This is a genomic window from Hydrogenophaga sp. R2 (genome assembly GCF_049843595.1).
Taxonomy (GTDB): domain Bacteria; phylum Pseudomonadota; class Gammaproteobacteria; order Burkholderiales; family Burkholderiaceae_C; genus Hydrogenophaga.
In genome coordinates, this window is the sequence record NZ_JBBHZN010000001.1 from 889,247 (window position 1) to 907,327 (window position 18,081).

General features: G+C 69.0%; 16 protein-coding genes. 6 read left to right on the forward strand and 10 right to left on the reverse strand.

Features of this window, described 5'->3' with window-relative positions; translation table 11 throughout:
• Window positions 1-10 precede the first annotated feature (10 nt).
• The 3 genes from WD026_RS04285 to WD026_RS04295 form a co-directional block, all read right to left on the reverse strand.
• Window positions 11-1,264 carry a branched-chain amino acid ABC transporter substrate-binding protein gene (locus tag WD026_RS04285; protein WP_425722406.1) on the reverse strand — a complete coding sequence of 418 codons (1,254 nt, stop codon included), beginning with the start codon at window positions 1,262-1,264 and terminating at the stop codon, window positions 11-13.
• A gap of 135 nt (window positions 1,265-1,399) precedes the next feature.
• Window positions 1,400-2,674 (reverse strand): ABC transporter substrate-binding protein, encoded by a 1,275-nt coding sequence (locus tag WD026_RS04290; protein ID WP_425722407.1) that lies wholly within the window; start codon window positions 2,672-2,674, stop codon window positions 1,400-1,402.
• A gap of 31 nt (window positions 2,675-2,705) precedes the next feature.
• Window positions 2,706-4,352 (reverse strand): 3-(methylthio)propionyl-CoA ligase, encoded by a 1,647-nt coding sequence (locus tag WD026_RS04295; protein ID WP_425722408.1) that lies wholly within the window; start codon window positions 4,350-4,352, stop codon window positions 2,706-2,708.
• 149 nt (window positions 4,353-4,501) lie between these two features.
• Between WD026_RS04295 and WD026_RS04300 the strand changes: the two genes are divergently transcribed.
• Both WD026_RS04300 and msrB read left to right on the forward strand, forming a co-directional pair.
• Window positions 4,502-6,022, forward strand: a complete 1,521-nt coding sequence (locus tag WD026_RS04300; RefSeq protein WP_425722409.1) for a protein adenylyltransferase SelO — start codon at window positions 4,502-4,504, stop codon at window positions 6,020-6,022.
• Between the two features lie 18 nt (window positions 6,023-6,040).
• Window positions 6,041-6,469, forward strand: a complete 429-nt coding sequence (msrB, locus tag WD026_RS04305) for a peptide-methionine (R)-S-oxide reductase MsrB (protein WP_425722410.1) — start codon at window positions 6,041-6,043, stop codon at window positions 6,467-6,469.
• A gap of 13 nt (window positions 6,470-6,482) precedes the next feature.
• On the opposite strand, the gene WD026_RS04310 is transcribed toward msrB, so the two are convergent.
• Window positions 6,483-7,469, reverse strand: a complete 987-nt coding sequence (locus WD026_RS04310) for a YcjF family protein (protein WP_425722411.1) — start codon at window positions 7,467-7,469, stop codon at window positions 6,483-6,485.
• Window positions 7,470-7,563: 94 nt separating this feature from the next.
• Between WD026_RS04310 and WD026_RS04315 the strand changes: the two genes are divergently transcribed.
• From WD026_RS04315 to WD026_RS04325, 3 genes are read left to right on the forward strand one after another with little or no spacing between them, the layout of a single operon-like run.
• Window positions 7,564-8,106, forward strand: a complete 543-nt coding sequence (locus WD026_RS04315) for a septation protein A (RefSeq protein ID WP_425722412.1) — start codon at window positions 7,564-7,566, stop codon at window positions 8,104-8,106.
• On the forward strand, window positions 8,103-8,375 hold the full coding sequence (locus WD026_RS04320) for a BolA family protein (RefSeq protein ID WP_425722413.1): 273 nt from the start codon (window positions 8,103-8,105) through the stop codon (window positions 8,373-8,375). The genes WD026_RS04315 and WD026_RS04320 overlap by 4 nt, the downstream gene beginning before the upstream one ends.
• Before the next feature lie 7 nt (window positions 8,376-8,382).
• A complete protein-coding gene (locus WD026_RS04325; protein WP_425722414.1) occupies window positions 8,383-9,162 on the forward strand; it encodes a foldase protein PrsA in 780 nt (259 codons plus the stop codon).
• 6 nt (window positions 9,163-9,168) lie between these two features.
• On the opposite strand, the gene WD026_RS04330 is transcribed toward WD026_RS04325, so the two are convergent.
• Window positions 9,169-9,900 (reverse strand): alpha/beta fold hydrolase, encoded by a 732-nt coding sequence (locus WD026_RS04330; protein WP_425722415.1) that lies wholly within the window; start codon window positions 9,898-9,900, stop codon window positions 9,169-9,171.
• Window positions 9,901-9,977: 77 nt separating this feature from the next.
• Here WD026_RS04330 and WD026_RS04335 point away from each other — a divergent pair, with 77 nt between their 5' ends.
• On the forward strand, window positions 9,978-11,966 hold the full coding sequence (locus WD026_RS04335) for a peptidase U32 family protein (RefSeq protein WP_425722416.1): 1,989 nt from the start codon (window positions 9,978-9,980) through the stop codon (window positions 11,964-11,966).
• Between the two features lie 13 nt (window positions 11,967-11,979).
• Here WD026_RS04335 and WD026_RS04340 read toward each other — a convergent pair whose 3' ends face one another.
• The 5 genes from WD026_RS04340 to purL all read right to left on the reverse strand — a co-directional run bounded on the left by WD026_RS04340 (window position 11,980) and on the right by purL (window position 17,970).
• Window positions 11,980-12,348 (reverse strand): hypothetical protein, encoded by a 369-nt coding sequence (locus tag WD026_RS04340; protein ID WP_425722417.1) that lies wholly within the window; start codon window positions 12,346-12,348, stop codon window positions 11,980-11,982.
• Window positions 12,349-12,351: 3 nt separating this feature from the next.
• The gene (locus WD026_RS04345) at window positions 12,352-13,266 is read right to left on the reverse strand and encodes a DUF808 domain-containing protein (RefSeq protein ID WP_425722418.1); all 915 of its coding nucleotides are present in this window, start codon (window positions 13,264-13,266) and stop codon (window positions 12,352-12,354) included.
• 33 nt (window positions 13,267-13,299) lie between these two features.
• Window positions 13,300-13,611, reverse strand: coding sequence for a HigA family addiction module antitoxin (locus WD026_RS04350; RefSeq protein ID WP_425722419.1), 312 nt, complete (start codon window positions 13,609-13,611; stop codon window positions 13,300-13,302).
• Between the two features lie 10 nt (window positions 13,612-13,621).
• On the reverse strand, window positions 13,622-13,900 hold the full coding sequence (locus WD026_RS04355; RefSeq protein WP_425722420.1) for a type II toxin-antitoxin system RelE/ParE family toxin: 279 nt from the start codon (window positions 13,898-13,900) through the stop codon (window positions 13,622-13,624).
• 62 nt (window positions 13,901-13,962) lie between these two features.
• Window positions 13,963-17,970 carry a phosphoribosylformylglycinamidine synthase gene (gene purL, locus WD026_RS04360; RefSeq protein WP_425722421.1) on the reverse strand — a complete coding sequence of 1,336 codons (4,008 nt, stop codon included), beginning with the start codon at window positions 17,968-17,970 and terminating at the stop codon, window positions 13,963-13,965.
• Window positions 17,971-18,081 lie beyond the last annotated feature (111 nt).

Here is an 18,081-nt window from a genome sequence, read left to right on the forward strand (position 1 = left end):
GGACTCAGCTTCAGGGACGCTTCATCTGGCAGCTGGTGGGCGTGCTGGCGATGAAGGCCGGGAATTCCTTCACCGGCTTGAGCGTCATGCCGGTGTTCTCCGGGCTGTAGGGGTTCTTGGCATCGACCTTGGACCACACCGTCACGAACAGCGGCTGCTGCAGCTGGTGGTCGAGCTTGCGCACTTCCACTTCACCGTTGAAGCCCTTGAACTTCATGCCTTCCATGGCGGCCGCCACCTTCACCGGATCGGTCGACTTGGCCTTGGCCATGGCCTCGCTCACGGCCTGGTAGGCCAGCGGGATGGCGCCGGTGTACATGTCGTCCTTGTAGCGCTTCTGGAACTCGGCCATCCACTGGCCCATCTGGCCGCCCATGTTGTAGTGCTGGTAGGCCACCTGGTACACGCGGCCTTCGCCGCCGGTGCCCAGGGCAGACGGGGTGCCGGTCACGCCGGTGTAGTAGGTGAAGAACTTGCCGGTGTAGTAGGTGAAGAACTTGCCGGTGTAGCCGCCTTCGTTGGCGGCCTTGACCATGAGCGCCAGGTCGGAACCCCAGTTGCCGGTGATCACGGTATCGGCACCCGAGGCCTTGATCTTGGCGATGTAGGGCGCGAAGTCGCGCACCTGGGCCAGGGGGTGCAGGTCTTCACCGACGATCTGCACGTCCGGGCGCTTGCGGGCCAGGTTCTCCTTGGCGAACTTGGCCACCTGCTGGCCGTGCGAGTAGTTCTGGTTGAGCAGGTAGACCTTCTTGACGTCCGGCACGTCCTTCATGAAGGTGGTGATGGCCTCCATCTTCATGGAGGTGTCGGCGTCGAAGCGGAAGTGCCAGTAGCTGCACTTGCTGTTGGTGAAGTCGGGGTCCACCGCCGCATAGTTCAGGAACACCACCTCCTTGCCCGGGTTGCGCTCGTTGTGCTTGTTGACGGCGTCGATCAGCGCGCCGGCCACGGACGAACCGTTGCCCTGGGCGATGTAACGCACGCCCTGGTCGAGCGCGGCCTTGAAGTTGTTCAGGCTCTCGGCCGGGCTGAGCTTGTTGTCGAAGCCCACCACCTCGAACTTCACGCCGGCCGGGTTGGACTGGGTGAACTTCTCGGCAAAGAACTGCCAGCTGCGCAGCTGGTTCAGGCCCACCGGACCCATCAGGCCGGTCTGCGGGTCAATCAGCGCGATCTTCACCGTCTCGCCCTTCTGGGCAAAGGCGGTGGCCATGGTCAGAGCGATGCCGGCGGCAGCAACGGTCTTCAGGGCGAAATGCATGGGATGTCTCCTGTCGTTGTGGGGTGGAGTCGGCAGGGTATCCGCCCCGCGTGACAGGAGCCTCAGGGAATGCACCTAGCCCCTATCACACTGGAGACTGACCTGCATGTCCGGGGGTTTGCAACGGCTGCCGGATCAGCGCCGGACCATGCCGCACTGCGCCGGCTGGCTCACCGCCACACCATCGAAATGGCGCACCGGCGCGAAGGTGTGATCGGTGCCTTCGGCACCCACCGGATGCACCGCATCGGTGCGTTGCCAGCGGTTGATGTAGAGGCCCTTCTGCAGCTGGTGGTCGGCCGAGCGCAGCGTGACCGGGCCGTCGAAGCCCTCGAAGCCCATGCCGCTCATCTGGCGGGCGATGTCGGTGGCCGAGCTGCGGCCGACCTGTGCCATGGCGCGGGCCAGCATCACCAGCCCGTCGTAGGCCGAGGTGACCACCAGGTCCTCCTGGTAGCGCCGGGCAAACGCCTGCATGAGTTCCCCCAGCCGCCCCGGCTGGTTGGTGTGGCTGGCGCCCACCTGGAACACCGCCATGGGCCGCCCGGCCGCGGCCAGCCGGACAGGAATGCCGGGCAGGTGGGTGTAGTAGCCGAACACCGGCAGGTCGATGCCCTCGTCCTTGAGGCTGTCGACCAGCCGCTGCAGGTCCACCCCCCAGTTGCCGGTGACCAGCACCTGGGCACCGGATTCACGGACCCGCCGGACCCAGGGCGCGAAGTCGCGCAGGATGAAGGCCGGGTGCAGGTGGTCCGACACCACGCTCAGCCCCTCGCCCATCTCCTCGGCCTTGCGCCGGAACCAGGTCGAGACCTGCTGGCCGTGGGCATAGTTCTGGTTGAGCAGGGCCACCCGGCGCCACGGCGTGTCCTGCACCAGGTAGGTCACCAGGGCCTGGGTCTTCATGGCGGTGTCCGCATCGATGCGGAAATGCCAGAAGCTGCAGCGTTCGCGGGTGAGCGCCGGGTCCATGGCGGCGTAGTTCAGCAGGATCACGCCGCGCCGCGGGAAACGTTCGTTGTGGCGCTCGATGGCCGATGCCAGGGTGGCCGCCACCCCCGAGCCGTTGCCCTGCAGCACCACCCGGAAGCCCTGGTCGATGGCCGCCCGCAAGGCATGCAGCGATTCCTGGGGCGAGCCCTTGTTGTCGAACCCCGCCACCTCGAAACGCAGGCCGGCCGGGTTCTCGTCGGCATTCAGGCGCTCGGCCAGGAACTGCCAGGTGCGCAGGCCGTTGCGGCCCACGTCGGCGGCCGGGCCGGACAAGGGGTCGATGTAGGCCAGCCGCACCACGTCGGGCCGGCGGACGCAGCCGGGCAAGGCGACGGCGGCTGCGCCCAGCGCGGCAGCCGCCAGCCAGCGGCGGCGCCCGGTCAGGGGCGGCGCGACGCGGGCGGCGGGGGGGAGCATGCCGGTGGAACAGGCCGCAGACAGGCCGCGATCAGGCCGTGGGCAGCACGTAGTCCTTGAGCTGCTGGCGCAGCGTCATCTTCTGCATCTTGCCGGTGGCGCCCAGCGGGATGGCGTCGACGAACACCACGTCATCGGGGATCTGCCACTTGGCGGTCTTGCCTTCGTAGAAGGCCAGCAGCTCCTCGCGGCTCACCTCGGCACCGGGCTTCTTCACCACCACCACGATCGGGCGCTCGTCCCACTTGGGGTGGCGCATGCCGATGCAGGCTGCCATGGCCACGGCCGGGTGGGCCATGGCGATGTTCTCCACGTCGATGGAGCTGATCCACTCGCCGCCGGACTTGATCACGTCCTTGCTGCGGTCGGTGATCTGCATGAAGCCGTCGGGGTCGATGGTGGCCACGTCGCCGGTGGGGAACCAGCCCTTGCCATGCTCGTCGTAGCGCAGCGGGTCACCGCCCTCGCCCTTGTAGTAGCTGGCAATGATCCAGGGGCCGCGCACCAGCAGGTCGCCATAGCTCTTGCCGTCCCAGGGCAGTTCGCGGCCTTCGTCGTCGACGATCTTCATGTCCACGCCGTAGACCACGCGGCCCTGCTTCAGGCGCACCTTGAGCTGCTCGTCCGCCGGCAGCACCGTCTGCGCGTTCTTGAGCGTGCAGACCGTGCCCAGGGGCGACATCTCGGTCATGCCCCAGGCGTGCAGCACCTCGACGCCGTAGGTGTCGTTGAAGGCATTGATCATGGCCGGCGGGCAGGCCGAGCCACCGATGACGGTGCGCTTGAGCGTGGAGAAGCGCAGGTTGTTCTGCTGCATGTGGCCCAGCAGCATCTGCCACACGGTGGGCACGCCGGCGGCCATGGTGACCTTCTCGTTCTCGATCAGCTCGTACACCGACTTGCCGTCCAGGGCCGGGCCGGGGAACACGAGCTTGCAGCCCACGGCTGCGGCCGAATACGGCAGGCCCCAGGCATTGACGTGGAACATGGGCACCACCGGCAGGATGCTGTCGCGGGCCGAGCAGCCCAGGGCGTCGGGCAGTGCGGCGCCGTACGCGTGCAGCAGCGTGGAGCGGTGCGAGTACAGCGCAGCCTTGGGGTTGCCGGTGGTGCCGCTCGTGTAGCACATGCTCGATGCGCTGTTCTCGTCGAACTCGGGCCAGTTGTAGGCGGCGTCGCTCTGGGCGCCGATCCAGGCCTCGTAGCTCGTCAGGCCCGGGATGCCGGTGTCGGCCGGCAGCTTGTCGGCGTCGCACAGGGCCACCCAGTGCTTGACCGTGGGGCACTTGGCGGCCACCGCCTGCACCAGCGGCAGGAAGGTCATGTCGAAGCACAGGGCGCTGTCTTCGGCATGGTTGACGATCCACACCAGCTGCTCGGGGTGCAGGCGCGGGTTGAGGGTGTGCAGCACCCGGCCGGTGCCGCTGACGCCGAAGTACAGCTCCAGGTGGCGGTAGCCGTTCCAGGCCAGCGTGGCCACGCGCGAGCCGAACGGCAGGCCGGTGGCGTCGATGGCACGCGCCACCTGGCGGGCACGGCGGGCCACCTGGGCCCAGTTGCTGCGGTGGATGTCGCCTTCGACCCGGCGCGAGATGATCTCGCCGCTGGCGTGGTGGCGCTCGGCGTGGACGATCAGGGCCGAAATCAGCAGCGGCTGGCTTTGCATTTGTCCCAGCATGGGGAGGTCTCCTGTTGGTGTCGGTATCGGGATGGTCGCCGGGTACCCCCGGGGGCTGACGTGATCCTACCGTGCAGCCAGCCGCTTCCGCACCGGGGCGGGGAAACCCTGTCACCGGCGTGTCTGGCGCCCGACCGCACAATCCGGCCATGAGCCTGCCCGCCACCCCCGAGGCCCCCGCCGCCTCCACTGCCGCCTCCACCGCCCCCGTCCCCACGCCCGCCCTGGCCTGGACCCACCGCTTTGCCACCCTGGGCGAAGCCTTCTTCACCGACAACCCGCCCACCCCCCTGCCGCAGCCGCAATGGGTGGCCTGGTCGGCCGACGTGGCCGCCACCCTGGGCCTGCCGGCCGACTGGATGGCCAGCGCCGAGGCGGCCGAGGTGTTCACCGGCAACCGGCTGCTGCCGGGCAGCCGGCCCATCGCCACGGTCTACAGCGGTCACCAGTTCGGCCACTGGGCCGGCCAGCTGGGCGATGGCCGCGCCATCTGGCTGGGCGAGATCGACACCCCGGCCGGGCCGCAGGAAATCCAGCTCAAGGGCGCCGGCCTCACGCCCTATTCCCGCATGGGCGACGGGCGCGCCGTGCTGCGCAGCTCCATCCGCGAATTCCTGTGCAGCGAGGCCATGCACGGCCTGGGCATTCCCACCAGCCGGGCACTGGCCCTGACCGCGTCCCCCGCCCCGGTGGTGCGCGAGACGGTGGAGACCGCCGCCGTGGTGACGCGCGTGGCGCCCAGCTTCATCCGCTTCGGGCATTTCGAGCATTTCTCGGCGGCCGGCCGCATCGACGAGCTGCGCCGACTGGCCGATTTCGTCATCGACCACCACTACCCGGCCTGCCGACAGGCCGGCGGCAACCCCTATGCCGCGCTGCTGGAGGCGGTCAGCGCCCGGACCGCCGAGCTGCTGGCGCAGTGGCAGGCCGTGGGCTTCTGCCACGGGGTGATGAACACCGACAACATGAGCATCCTGGGCCTGACCATCGACTACGGCCCGTTCCAGTTCCTGGATGCCTTCAACCCGGCCCACATCTGCAACCACAGCGACACCGGCGGGCGCTACGCCTACCACCGCCAGCCCAACATCGCCTACTGGAACCTGTTCTGCCTGGGCCAGGCGCTGCTGCCGCTCATGGACGACCAGCAGCAGGCGCTGGACGCGCTGGAGCCCTACAAGACCCTGTTCCCCGCCGCCCTGCAGCGGCGCATGGGCGCCAAGCTGGGCCTGAGTGAGGTGCAGCCGGGCGACGACACCCTGGTGGAAGACCTGATGCAGCTCATGGCGAAAGACGCGGTCGACTTCACCGTGCTGTTCCGCCGCCTGAGCGGGGCCGCCGACGGCCCGCTGGAGCCGGTGCGCGACCTGTTCCTGCAGCGCGAGGCCTTCGACGCCTGGGCGCTGCGCTGGCGTGAGCGCCTCACGGGCCAGCCCGGCTTCGACGCACCCGCCACCCGCGAGCAGATGCGGCGCACCAACCCGCGCATCGTGCTGCGCAACCACCTCGCCGAGCTGGCCATCCGCCGCGCCCGCGAGGGCGATTTCAGCGAAGTGCAGCGGCTGCTGAAAGCTTTGCAGGCCCCGTTCGACGAACGAGCAGGCGAGGACGATCTGGCCGCCCTGCCCCCGGACTGGGCCGCCGGCATCGAGATCAGCTGCTCGTCCTGAACACCTCAAGAGGCTTCCATGAAACACCCGGACACCCCCGACTTCCCCATCCAGAAATCCGACGCCGAATGGCGCGAGCTGCTGGCCGCCAAGGGCGCCGAACCCGGCGCCTTCGAGATCACCCGCCGCGCCTACACCGAGCGGCCCTTCACCGGCAAGTACGAGCAGGTCTGGGCCGACGGCAGCTACCACTGCATCTGCTGCGGCAACCACCTGTTCGATGCCGGCACCAAGTTCGACGCCGGCTGCGGCTGGCCCAGCTTCTGGAAGGCCATCCCCGGCGCCATCACCGAGCTGGTGGACCGCAGCCACGGCATGGTGCGGGTGGAAACCGTGTGCAGCCAGTGCGGCGCCCACCTGGGCCATGTCTTTGAAGACGGCCCGGCGCCCACCGGCCTGCGCTACTGCATGAACTCGGCCTCCATCGACCACCAGCCCAAGGGCTGAGCCCGCGCGGCCCTCAGCGGATCGGGTTGCGCACCAGGTTCATGATCTGACCGGCGTCCAGCGTGGCCGCCTTCTCGCGGATCTGCGGCAGGTAGCGGGTCTGCAGGTCGCGCGCCGGGCCCATCAGGCCCTGAAAGGTGTCGCGCAGCACGGCGGTGTTCATGGTGCGCCCCCCGGCGTAGTAGCGCCGGGCCACCTGGCCCAGCGCATAGGTGGTGGCAAACGAGAATGCCATGCCGGTGGCGGCACCGCCCACCCGGCCCGTCGTGCGCCCGGCCGCCTTGCCCAGCAGGCCCCCCAGCAGCTTGCGGCCGAACTGCTCCAGGTATTGCGAGGTCATGCCCACGCCGGCCGCCGCCAGAAATTCCTTGATGTGCCCCTGGTCCAGCGACACGCCATGGGCCTGGCCGATGCTGTGCACCAGCTTGATCTGCACCGGGATGATGGCCATGGAGGCCCACGACTGCGGCAGCAGCTCCAGCGCGCCGGCCAGCAGCGCGTGGTTGAGGATGGACTTGTCCAGCGCGGCGTCGCGCGTGGCATCGACCGACACCACCGGGGTGATGGACGCCGCGGCCGAGGCAGCCGCGGCCGGCACGGCCACCGGCACCACCTCGCGCGCGGCCTGCACCAGGTCGGCCTCCTGGCGCTCGAACGGTGCCACGGCATCGGCCGACGGCACCAGCTGCGCCTTGAGGTCCGACAGGAAGGCGGCTTCGGCCGCGCTGCGCTGGCCGTCGGCCTCGCAGACGCACACCGCCATCTCGTAGGCCAGCTGCCGGTGGGCCGGGTCGGACAGGGCCGCGGCCGCCTGGGCCACCGAAGCCCGCTTCAGCAATACATCCTGATACAGCCGGGCCAGAGCGCCGCCGCCGGGCTCGTGACCGAGCGAATCGGCGATCTGGCGGATGGCGTCGCGCTCGCTGTCGGCCTTCTGGCCGTCGGCAAAGGCGGCCAGCAGCGCAATGGTGAGGATGGCTTGCTGTTCGGTGGTGTTCATTCGGTTCCTCCGTGAAAGTGCCCGATGGAGCCGGCCACCGCCCCGCCAGTTCCCCGACGCCGGCAGGGTCGGCCGCGCGGCCGATAATCCGGCGATGCGTTTCCTCATCGACTTTTTCCCCATCGCCCTGTTCGTGGCCGCCTACAAGTGGCAGGGCATCTACGTGGCCACGGCCGTGCTCATGGCCGCCACGGTGGTGCAGACCGGGCTCATCTGGCTCATCGACCGCAAGCTGCAGACCCTGCACAAGGTCACGCTGGTGCTGGTGCTGGTGTTCGGCGCCCTCACCCTCTTCCTGCAGGACGAGCGATTCATCAAATGGAAACCCACCGTGCTGTACGCCAGCATGGCCGTGGTGCTGGCCGCCGCCCTGTGGATCTGGAAAAAGAACTTCCTGCAGATCCTGCTGGGCAGCCAGCTCACCCTGCCCGCCCCGGTGTGGGCGCGCCTGACCGTGGCCTGGGTGGCCTACTTCCTGTTCATGGCAGCCATCAACGGCTGGGTGGCGGCCTACTACAGCACCGAGGACTGGGTGAATTTCAAGCTGTGGGGCTACATCTTCCCGGTGGTGTTCATCGTGGGACAAGGCGTTTACATCGCCCGCCACCTCAAGGATGAAACGGCAGGCAAATCATGATGCAGGACATCACCGCCGCCGCCATCGAGGAACGTTTGCGCCAGACCCTGCATCCGACCCGGGTGGAAGTGCTGGACGAAAGCGCTGCGCATGCGGGTCATGCAGGCTCCAACGGACGCGGTCAGGGCACCCATTTCCGGGTGCGGATCGACGCGCCGGCGTTCGTCGGGCGCAGCCGCGTGGCGCGTCATCGCCTTGTGTATGATGCCCTGCGCGACTTCACAGCCGCGGGCCTGCACGCGCTGGCCATCGAGATTTCAACCCCCTAGGAACTCCATGAAACTGTCCCTGTCGGCCCTGACTGCGGCCGTGCTGATCTCCACCGCGACCGGTGCCTTCGCCCAGAACGTGGCCATCGTCAACGGCAAGCCGGTTCCCACCTCCCGCATCGATGCACTGGCCGCCCAGGTGGCCGCCGCTGGCCGCCCGGTGGACGACACGGTGCGTGCCCAGCTCAAGGAAGAAGTCATCCTGCGCGAGATCTTCATGCAGGAAGCCCAGAAGCGCGGCATCGCCGGCACCGACGAGTTCAAGACCCAGATGGAGCTCGCCCGCCAGACGCTCATGATCCGCGCCCTTTTCGCCGACTTCCAGAAGAAGAACCCGGTGACCGACGCGGACGTCAAGGCCGAGTACGACAAGTTCGTGGCCGCCAACAGCGGCAAGGAATTCAAGGCCCGCCACATCCTGGTGGAGAAGGAAGACGAGGCCAAGGCCATCATCGCTTCCATCAAGGGCGGCGCCAAGTTCGAAGACATCGCCAAGAAGCAGTCCAAGGACCCGGGTTCGGGCGCCAACGGTGGCGACCTCGACTGGGCCCCGGCCGCCAGCTATGTGCCCGAGTTCTCCCAGGCCATGCTCAAGCTGGGCAAGGGTCAGCTGTCGGACGCTCCGGTGCAGACCCAGTTCGGCTGGCACGTGATCCGTGTGGACGACATCCGCGACGCCGAGCTGCCCAAGCTCGACGAGGTCAAGCCGCAGATCGTGCAGCAGCTGCAGGGCCAGAAGCTCAACGCCTTCCAGCAGGGCCTGCGCGAAAAGGCCAAGATCCAGTAAGCCGGATCAGGCCGATGCGACCTGCAGCAGCAGGCGCGCCAGTTCAGCCGGGGCACTGACCATCGGGTCGTGCCCCGTCGTCATTTCCAGCACCTGCCAGCCGGGCTCCTGCCGCACCTTGACGCGGGCCGGCGCGATGGTGGGCAGCGCAGGCGACGTGCAGTCGATGAAGGTGCGGGGCAGACGGGCCACCCGGGCGGCATCGAAGTGCAGCGGCTGGTGGTACAGGGCGAAGGGCTGGGGCGTCTGACGGCGGTTGACCCAGTCGCGGTCGGCGCCGTCCAGGCCGAACACCGAGGCATCGGGCGGTGGAAAGCTGAGGCCGCCGCAGGCCGCTGCGGCCTCGGTGCGGGCCTGCCGCGTTTCCGGGCTGTGCGGCGTGCTCCAGGCGGTGCCGGGGTCGGGCACCGAGGCATCCAGGTACACCAGCCGGGACAGCGTGCCGGGCCGCTGCGCCTCCAGCCGGTCGGCCACGCCGGTGATGACCATGCCGGCGTAGCTGTGGCCCACCAGCACCACGTCGCGCAGTTCCTCGGCGTCGATCAGGCCGATCACGTCCTGGATGTGGGTGTGCAGGTCCACGGCCGGGGCGAGCAGGTGGGCCCGCTCGCCCACGCCGGTGAGCGTGACCGCGTGGGCCTCGGCACCGGCGGCGCGCAGCAGCGGCAGCACGCGGCGCCAGCACCAGGCCCCGTGCCAGGCACCATGGACCAGAACGAAGGTGGGGGATGCGGACATGGGGCTTCTCCGGGACAATATCGGGTTTTCTTCGGCCGCCTGCCGGCCGCCGCCCCTGATTCTGCCCGCCGTCCCCCATGCTGCCCCACCAGATCGAACTGCTCTCCCCGGCCCGCGACGCCGACATCGGCATCGAGGCCGTGAACCACGGCGCCGATGCGGTCTACATCGGCGGTCCCTCGTTCGGTGCCCGCACCGCGGCCGACAACAGCGTGCAGGACATCGGCCGGCTGGTGCGCCACGCCCACCGCTTCGGCAGCCGCATCTTCGTCACCATGAACACCATCCTGCGGGACGACGAGCTGGAGCCGGCCCGCAAGCTGGCCTGGCAGCTGCATGACGCCGGGGTGGACGCGCTCATCATCCAGGACATGGGCCTGCTGGAGATCGACCTGCCGCCGATCCAGCTGCACGCCAGCACCCAGACCGACATCCGCACGCCCGAGAAAGCCCGCTTCCTGCAGGACGCCGGGCTGTCGCAGATCGTGCTGGCGCGCGAGCTCACGCTCGCCCAGATCGCTGCCATCCGCGCCGCCACCGACCCCGAGCGCTGCACGCTGGAGTTCTTCATCCACGGCGCGCTGTGCGTGGCCTACAGCGGCCAGTGCTATGTGAGCCATGCCCACACCGGGCGCAGCGCCAACCGGGGCGACTGCTCGCAGGCCTGCCGCCTGCCCTACGAGGTGAAGGACAGCCAGGGCCGCATCGTGGCGCACGACAAGCACGTGCTGTCCATGAAGGACAACAACCAGAGCGACAACCTGCGCGAACTGATCGACGCCGGTGCCCGCAGCTTCAAGATCGAGGGCCGCTACAAGGACCTGGGCTATGTGAAGAACATCACCGCCCACTACCGCCGCCTGTTCGACGAGATCCTGGAGGAGCGCCCGGAACTGGCCCGCGCCTCCAGCGGCCGCTGCAGCTTCAACTTCACGCCCGACCCGGACCAGAACTTCAACCGCGAGTTCACCGACTACTTCGTGCAGGGCCGCAAGGAGGACATCGGCGCCTTCGACACGCCCAAGAACCCCGGCCGCCCCATTGGCTGGGTGACCCAGGTGGGCGACCGCTGGGTCGAGATCCAGACCGACGACCCGGCCACCGTCATCCACAACGGTGACGGCCTGTGCTACCTGGACCTGCACAAGGAGCTGGTGGGCCTGCAGATCAACCGGGCCGAAGCCGCCGGGGCGGAGGGCCGCTGGCGGGTGTTCCCGAAGGACGAACTGGAGGGCCTGCGCCACCTCAAGCGCGGCACCGTGGTCAACCGCAACCGCGACATGGCCTGGGTGCGGGCCCTGGACCGCAAGAGCGCCGAGCGGCGCATCGGCGTGTGGATGAAGCTGTCCGAGGCATCCGGCGGCCTGAGGCTGGATCTGACCGACGAGGATGGCCACACCGGATCGGCCACGCTCAAGGCCGCGCTGGAGCCGGCCCGCGACGCGGCCCAGGCCGCCGGCAAGCTGCGCGAGGCGCTGGGCCGCCTGGGCGAAACCATCTTCGAGCCCATCGACATCACGCTCGATCTCTCGCAGCCGTGGTTCGTGCCGGCCTCGCTGCTCAACCCGCTGCGCCGCGATGCGGTGGCGGCGCTGGAAGCCGCCCGGGCCCAGGCCTGGACCCGGCTGCCACGCGCGGTGCCGGTCGACCCGCCGGTGCCCTACCCGGAAGACACCCTCACGTACCTCGCCAACGTCTACAACCACAAGGCGCGCGACTTCTACGCCCGCCATGGCGTGAAGGTGATCGCCTCGGCCTACGAGAGCCACGAGGAGACCGGCGAGGTCAGCCTGATGATCACCAAGCACTGCGTGCGCTTCAGCCTGAGCCTGTGCCCCAAGCAGGCCAAGGGCGTGACCGGCGTGCAGGGCACGGTCAAGGCCGAGCCCATGACCATCACCCACGGCAACGAGAAGCTCACCCTGCGCTTCGACTGCAAGCCCTGCGAGATGCATGTGGTGGGCCAGCTCAAGCCCGGCGTGGCACAGAGCGTGCGCGACATCGCGCAGCAGACGGCCAGCAGCCCGATCCGCTTCTACAAGACCCGGCCGGTCACCCCGGCCTGACCCGCACCGCCATTCAGCGGTCTTCGCGGGCCTCGATCAGCAGCTGGCGGATGCGCGCGCCCTGCACGCGGGCCTGGGCCCGCACACGCAGGGCCTGCTCCGGCGCCAGCCGCACCTGCTGGTGGTACTCCAGAGAGTCGGTCTGACCCGGGTTGCGGGTGTCGATGCGGCGGGACCACTGCCGCTGCCCGTCGAACTCCACCGACAGTTCGTGCCAGGCGCCCTTCAGGGCTGCCGGTGCATCCACCAGCAGGGTGATGTCGATGTCGAAGACACGGCCCCGCTCCACCAGCCCGGGGATGTCGAGCACGGCCACCGAATCGGGGCCGGCGTCGCGCCGCCAGTGTTCGGCCGGGACCGATGCCGGATTGCGCGGCGCCATGGCTCAGTGGCTGCGGCCGCGCAGGCGCGAGACCAGGGTCACCACGCCGGCCACCACCGCACCGCACAACAAGCCCACCAGGCCACCCGCCACACTGGACAACAGGCCACCCCAGGCGCCCAGACCGGCCGCCCAGCCATCGATGGCATGGCCCACCGCCGGCACGCCGTGCACCAGAATCCCGCCGCCCACCAGGAACATGGCGGCCGTGCCCAGCACCGACAGCGCCTTCATGAGCCAGGGCGCAAAGGCCAGAATGCCCCGCCCCAGGGCCTGCTGCCAGGCCGCGGCCTGCCGGTTGAGGTACAGACCCAGATCGTCCAGCTTGACGATGCCGGCCACCAGGCCGTACACGCCCACCGTCATGAGCACTGAGATGGCCACCAGAACGCCCACGCGCTCGGCCATGCCGGCCGCCGCCACGGCGCCCAGCGAGATGACGATGATCTCGGCCGACAGGATGAAATCGGTGCGCACCGCGCCCTTGATCTTGTCTTTCTCGAAAGCCACCAGGTCCACCTGCTCGTCCTGCACGGCGCGCACCAGCTCGGCGCGGTGCTTCGCATCGTCATCGGCCGAGCCGGCCAGGAACTTGTGCAGCAGCTTCTCGGCCCCCTCGAAGCACAGGAACAGGCCGCCCAGCATGAGCAGCGGCGTGATCAGCCAGGGCAGGAAGGCGCTGATGAGCAGCGCCGCCGGCACCAGGATGGCCTTGTTGACGGCCGAGCCCTTGGCCACAGCCCAGACCACCGGCAGTTCCCGGTCGGCCTTCACGCCGGTGACCTGCTGGGCATTGAGCGCCAGGTCGTCGCCCAGCACGCCGGCGGTCTTTTTGGCGGCCACCTTGGTCATGACCGACACATCGTCGAGCAGGGTGGCGATGTCGTCGATGAGGGCGAGCAGGCTGGTTCCGGCCATGGTGAAAGGGTCTGATGGTTGGAGAAAGACGGCTCAGGCCGCCATGGGCGCAACTTCGTTCGCGATGCGATCGGCCAGCTGCTGCTCGGCGCGCTTGATTTCGTACGCCGTCTGCAGGTTCATCCAGGTCTGGACATCGCCGCCGAAGTAACGCACCAGCCGCATGGCCGTATCGACCGTGATGCCCCGCCGTTCCAGCACGATGTCGTTGATGCGGGAGGCCGGCACCTTCAGGGCCTGAGCCAGTGCATTGGCGCTCAGGTTGAGCGGCACCAGGTACTCCTCGCGCAGGATTTCGCCCGGATGGACAGGACGCATGCCGTTGCGGATCGTCTTTTTCGTCATGGCATTTCCTTCAGTGGTAGTCCACGATCTGCACGTCCCGCACACCATCGGCAGCCCAGACGAAGCAGACACGGAACTGGTCGTTGATCCGGATGCTGTGCTGGCCGGCACGGTCGCCCCGCAAGGCCTCCAGGCGGTTGCCTGGCGGTACCCGCAGGGCTTCCAGGGTAACGGCCGAATCCAGCAACTGAAGCTTTCGCTGGGCCACGGTCAGCAGCTGTGCCCACCGCCGCACGCGTTTCCCCGAGAACACCGCCTCCGTGTCGTCGTCGGCGAACGAAACGATCATGGATCAATGAACCACGAGGATATACCGCTTACCGGTAAACGGCAATCCTTGATGCCGTGCGATCAACCCACCCAGCGGCGGGCGTTGCGCCACAGGCGCATCCAGCCGCTGTAGGCCGAGGGGTCCTGGTCGGTCCAGCTCATCTGGATGTTGCGGAACACGCGCTCGGGGTGCGGCATCATGGCCGTGAAGCGGCCGTCGGCGGTGGTCACGGCGGTCAGGCCGCCCGGGCTGCCGTTCGGGTTGAACGGGTAGCGCTCGGTGGCGGCGCCGGTGTGGTCCACGAAGCGCATGGCCGCAATGGCCTGCGCCGGGTTGCCCCGGTGGCGGAAGTTGGCATAGCCCTCGCCGTGGGCGACGGCGATCGGCAGCCGGGTGCCGGCCATGCCCTGCAGGAACAGGCTGGGCGACTCCAGCACCTCCACCAGCGACAGGCGCGCCTCGAAGCGTTCGCTCTGGTTGGTGGTGAAGCGCGGCCAGGCCTGGGCACCGGGGATGATGTCGGCCAGTTCGGCAAACATCTGGCAGCCGTTGCACACACCCAGACCGAAGGTGTCGGTGCGGCCGAAGAAGGCCTTGAACTGGTCGGCCAGCGCGGCATTGAAGGTGATGGAGCGGGCCCAGCCGATGCCGGCGCCCAGCGTGTCGCCGTAGCTGAAGCCGCCACAGGCCACCACGCCCTGGAAGTCGGCCAGCTTGGCGCGGCCGGACTGCAGGTCGGTCATGTGCACGTCGAAGGCGTCGAAACCGGCCAGCGTGAAGGCATGCGCCATTTCCACGTGCGAGTTCACGCCCTGCTCGCGCAGGATGGCCACGCGCGGACGGGCCAGGTTCAGGAAGGGCGCGGCCACGTCCTCGGCCGGGTCGAAGCTGAGGTGGCTGTGCAGGCCCGGGTCGGCCGGATCGCCGGCGGCGGCGTGTTCGGCATCGGCGCAGGCCGGGTTGTCGCGCTGCTGGTTGATCTTCCAGCTCACGCTGTCCCAGACCTGCTGCAGGTCGTGCAGGCGGGCGCCGAACACCACCTTGGTGTCGCGCCAGACCTGCAGTTCCCCCTTGCCGGCGTCCATGGGCGAACTGGCCGGACGGGTCTTTCCGATGAAGTGGCTGAACTTGGAGAGGCCATGCTCGCGCAGCACCTGCATCACCTCGTTGCGCTCGGCGGTGCGCACCTGCAGCACCACGCCCAGTTCCTCGTTGAACAGGGCGCGCAGGGTGAGTTCCTCGCGGCGGGCGCTGACCTGCTTGGTCCAGTTCTTGGCGTCGCCCACCTCGGCGCGGCTGTCGCTGATGCCGTCGCCTTCGGTGACCAGCAGGTCCACGTTCAGCGCCACGCCCACCTGGCCGGCAAAGGCCATTTCGGCCACCGCCGCCAGCAGGCCGCCGTCGCTGCGGTCGTGGTAGGCCAGCAGGCGGCCTTGCGAACGCAGGGCGTTCACCGCGTCCACCAGGGCGATCAGGTCCTGCGGGCTGTCCAGGTCGGGCACCTCGCCGCCGGGATGGCCCAGGGTCTGGGCCAGGATGCTGCCGCCCATGCGGTGGCGGCCCTTGCCCAGATCGACCAGCACCAGCGTGGTGTCCTCCAGGTCACGGTTCAGCTGCGGCGTGAGCGTGCCGCGCACGTCGGGCAGGCTGGCGAAGGCGCTCACGATCAGGCTGACCGGGGCGGTGACCTTGCGGGTCTGGCCGTCGGCCTGCCACTGGGTGCGCATGGACAGGCTGTCCTTGCCCACCGGGATGGACACGCCGAGTGCCGGGCACAGTTCCATGCCCACGGCCTTGACGGTCTCGAACAGCGCGGCGTCTTCGCCGGCTTCGCCGCAGGCCGCCATCCAGTTGGCCGAGAGCTTGACGCGGGGCAGTTCGATGGGCGCGGCCAGCAGGTTGGTGATGGCCTCGGCCACCGCCATGCGGCCGCTGGCGGCCGGGCTGGTGGCGGCCAGCGGGGTGCGTTCACCCATGCTCATGGCCTCGCCGGCAAAACCGGTGTGGTCGGCCAGCGTCACGGCGCAGTCGGCCACCGGCACCTGCCAGGGGCCGACCATCTGGTCGCGGTGGCTCAGGCCGCCCACGGTGCGGTCACCGATGGTCACCAGAAAGCGCTTGGAGGCCACGGTGGGGTGGCTCAGCACGTCGATGACGGCCTTCTGCAGGTCGATGTCGGTCAGGTCCAGCGGCGGCGACTGGCGGGCCACGGTCTTCACGTCGCGGTGCATCTTGGGCGGCTTGCCCAGCAGCACGGCCATGGGCATGTCGACCGGGCTTTCGGCGCCCTCGTCCACCAGCTGCAGCTGGCGCTCCTCGGTCGCCACACCCACCACCGCGAACGGGCAGCGCTCGCGCTCGCAGAAGGCGCGGAAGGTCTCCAGCGACTCGGGGGCAATGGCCAGCACATAGCGTTCCTGGCTCTCGTTGCACCAGATTTCCTTGGGCGCCAGACCGCTTTCCTCCAGCGGCACGGCACGCAGGTCGAAGCGGGCACCGCGCCCGGCGTCGTTGGTGATCTCGGGGAAGGCGTTCGACAGGCCGCCGGCGCCGACGTCGTGGATGGCCAGGATGGGGTTGCGCTCGCCCTGCTGCCAGCAGTGGTTGATGACCTCCTGCGCCCGGCGCTCGATCTCGGGGTTGCCGCGCTGCACCGAGTCGAAGTCGAGGTCGGCGGCGTTGGTGCCGGTGGCCATGGAGCTGGCGGCGCCGCCGCCCATGCCGATCTTCATGCCCGGGCCACCCAGCTGCACCAGCAGGGTGCCGGCCGGGAACTCGATCTTGCGGGTCTGGGTGGCGTCGATGCTGCCCAGGCCGCCCGCGATCATGATGGGCTTGTGGTAGCCGCGCTGCACGCCGTCGACCTGCTGCTCGTACTCGCGGAAGTAGCCCAGCAGGTTGGGCCGGCCGAACTCGTTGTTGAAGGCGGCACCCCCCAGCGGGCCCTCGGTCATGATCTGCAGCGGGCTGGCGATGTGCTCCGGCTTGCCGCCGGGCTGGTCGCTCAGGCCGCCCCACAGGCGGCTGACGGTGAAGCCGGTCAGGCCGGCCTTGGGGCGCGAGCCCCGGCCGGTGGCACCCTCGTCGCGGATCTCGCCGCCGGCGCCGGTGGAGGCACCGGGGAACGGCGAGATGGCGGTCGGGTGGTTGTGGGTTTCCACCTTCATCAGCACATGGTGGGTGGCGGCCTCAATCTGGTAGCGCGGCAGCTGCTGGCCATCAAAGCGGGCCACCAGGCGCTGCACCGGGTGGCCTTCCATGACCGAGGCGTTGTCCGAATAGGCCACCACCGTGTGCTGCGGGCTGGTCTGGTGGGTGTGGCGGATCATGCCGAACAGGCTCTTGTCCTGCGGCGCGCCGTCGATGGTGAACTGGGCGTTGAAGATCTTGTGGCGGCAGTGCTCGGAGTTGGCCTGCGCGAACATCATCAGCTCGACGTCGGTCGGGTTGCGGCCCAGACCCTGGAAGGCGGTCACCAGGTAATCGATCTCGTCCTCGGCCAGGGCCAGGCCCCAGGCGGTGTTGGCCTGCACCAGCGCAGCACGGCCACCGCCCAGCACATCCACATGCTCCATGGGCGCGGCCTGCAGTTCGGTGAACAGGGCACGCGCCTGATCACGCTCCACCACCACGGTCTCGGTCATGCGGTCGTGCAGCACGGCGGCCACGGCCTGCAGCTGCTCGGGCTTGAGGCTGGCCTTGCCCAGCAGGCCGCTTTTGAGGCCGATGCGGAACTCCACCAGCCGCTCCACCCGGTGCAGCACCAGGCCGCAGTTGCGGGCGATGTCGGTGGCCTTGGAGGCCCAGGGCGACACCGTGCCCAGGCGGGGCATGACCAGCAGGGCCGGGGCGTCCTGCGCGGCCAGGGCCTGATGGGCCTCGGTGACCGGCTCGCCGTAGGTCAGCAACTGGCCCAGGCGCTGCACCAGCGCGGCGTCGGGCTCGGCGTCGAAGCTGGCCAGGTGCACGAAGCGGGCACTGAGCTGGGTGATCTTGTCGGAGACGGCCTGCAGACGGGGCAGGAGTTGCTGGACTTTGAAGTCGCTGACGGCATTGCCGCCGTCAAAAAAGCGCAGGTGCAGGGACACGTTGGGAGCCTGAGGTGCGTTGACCCACCGGGTGGGCGGAAAACCCGGGATTTTACCCGCCGCCCCCTGCCGCCATGCCCCTGCCAGCCCCGCGATCCGGGGTGCCGGTGG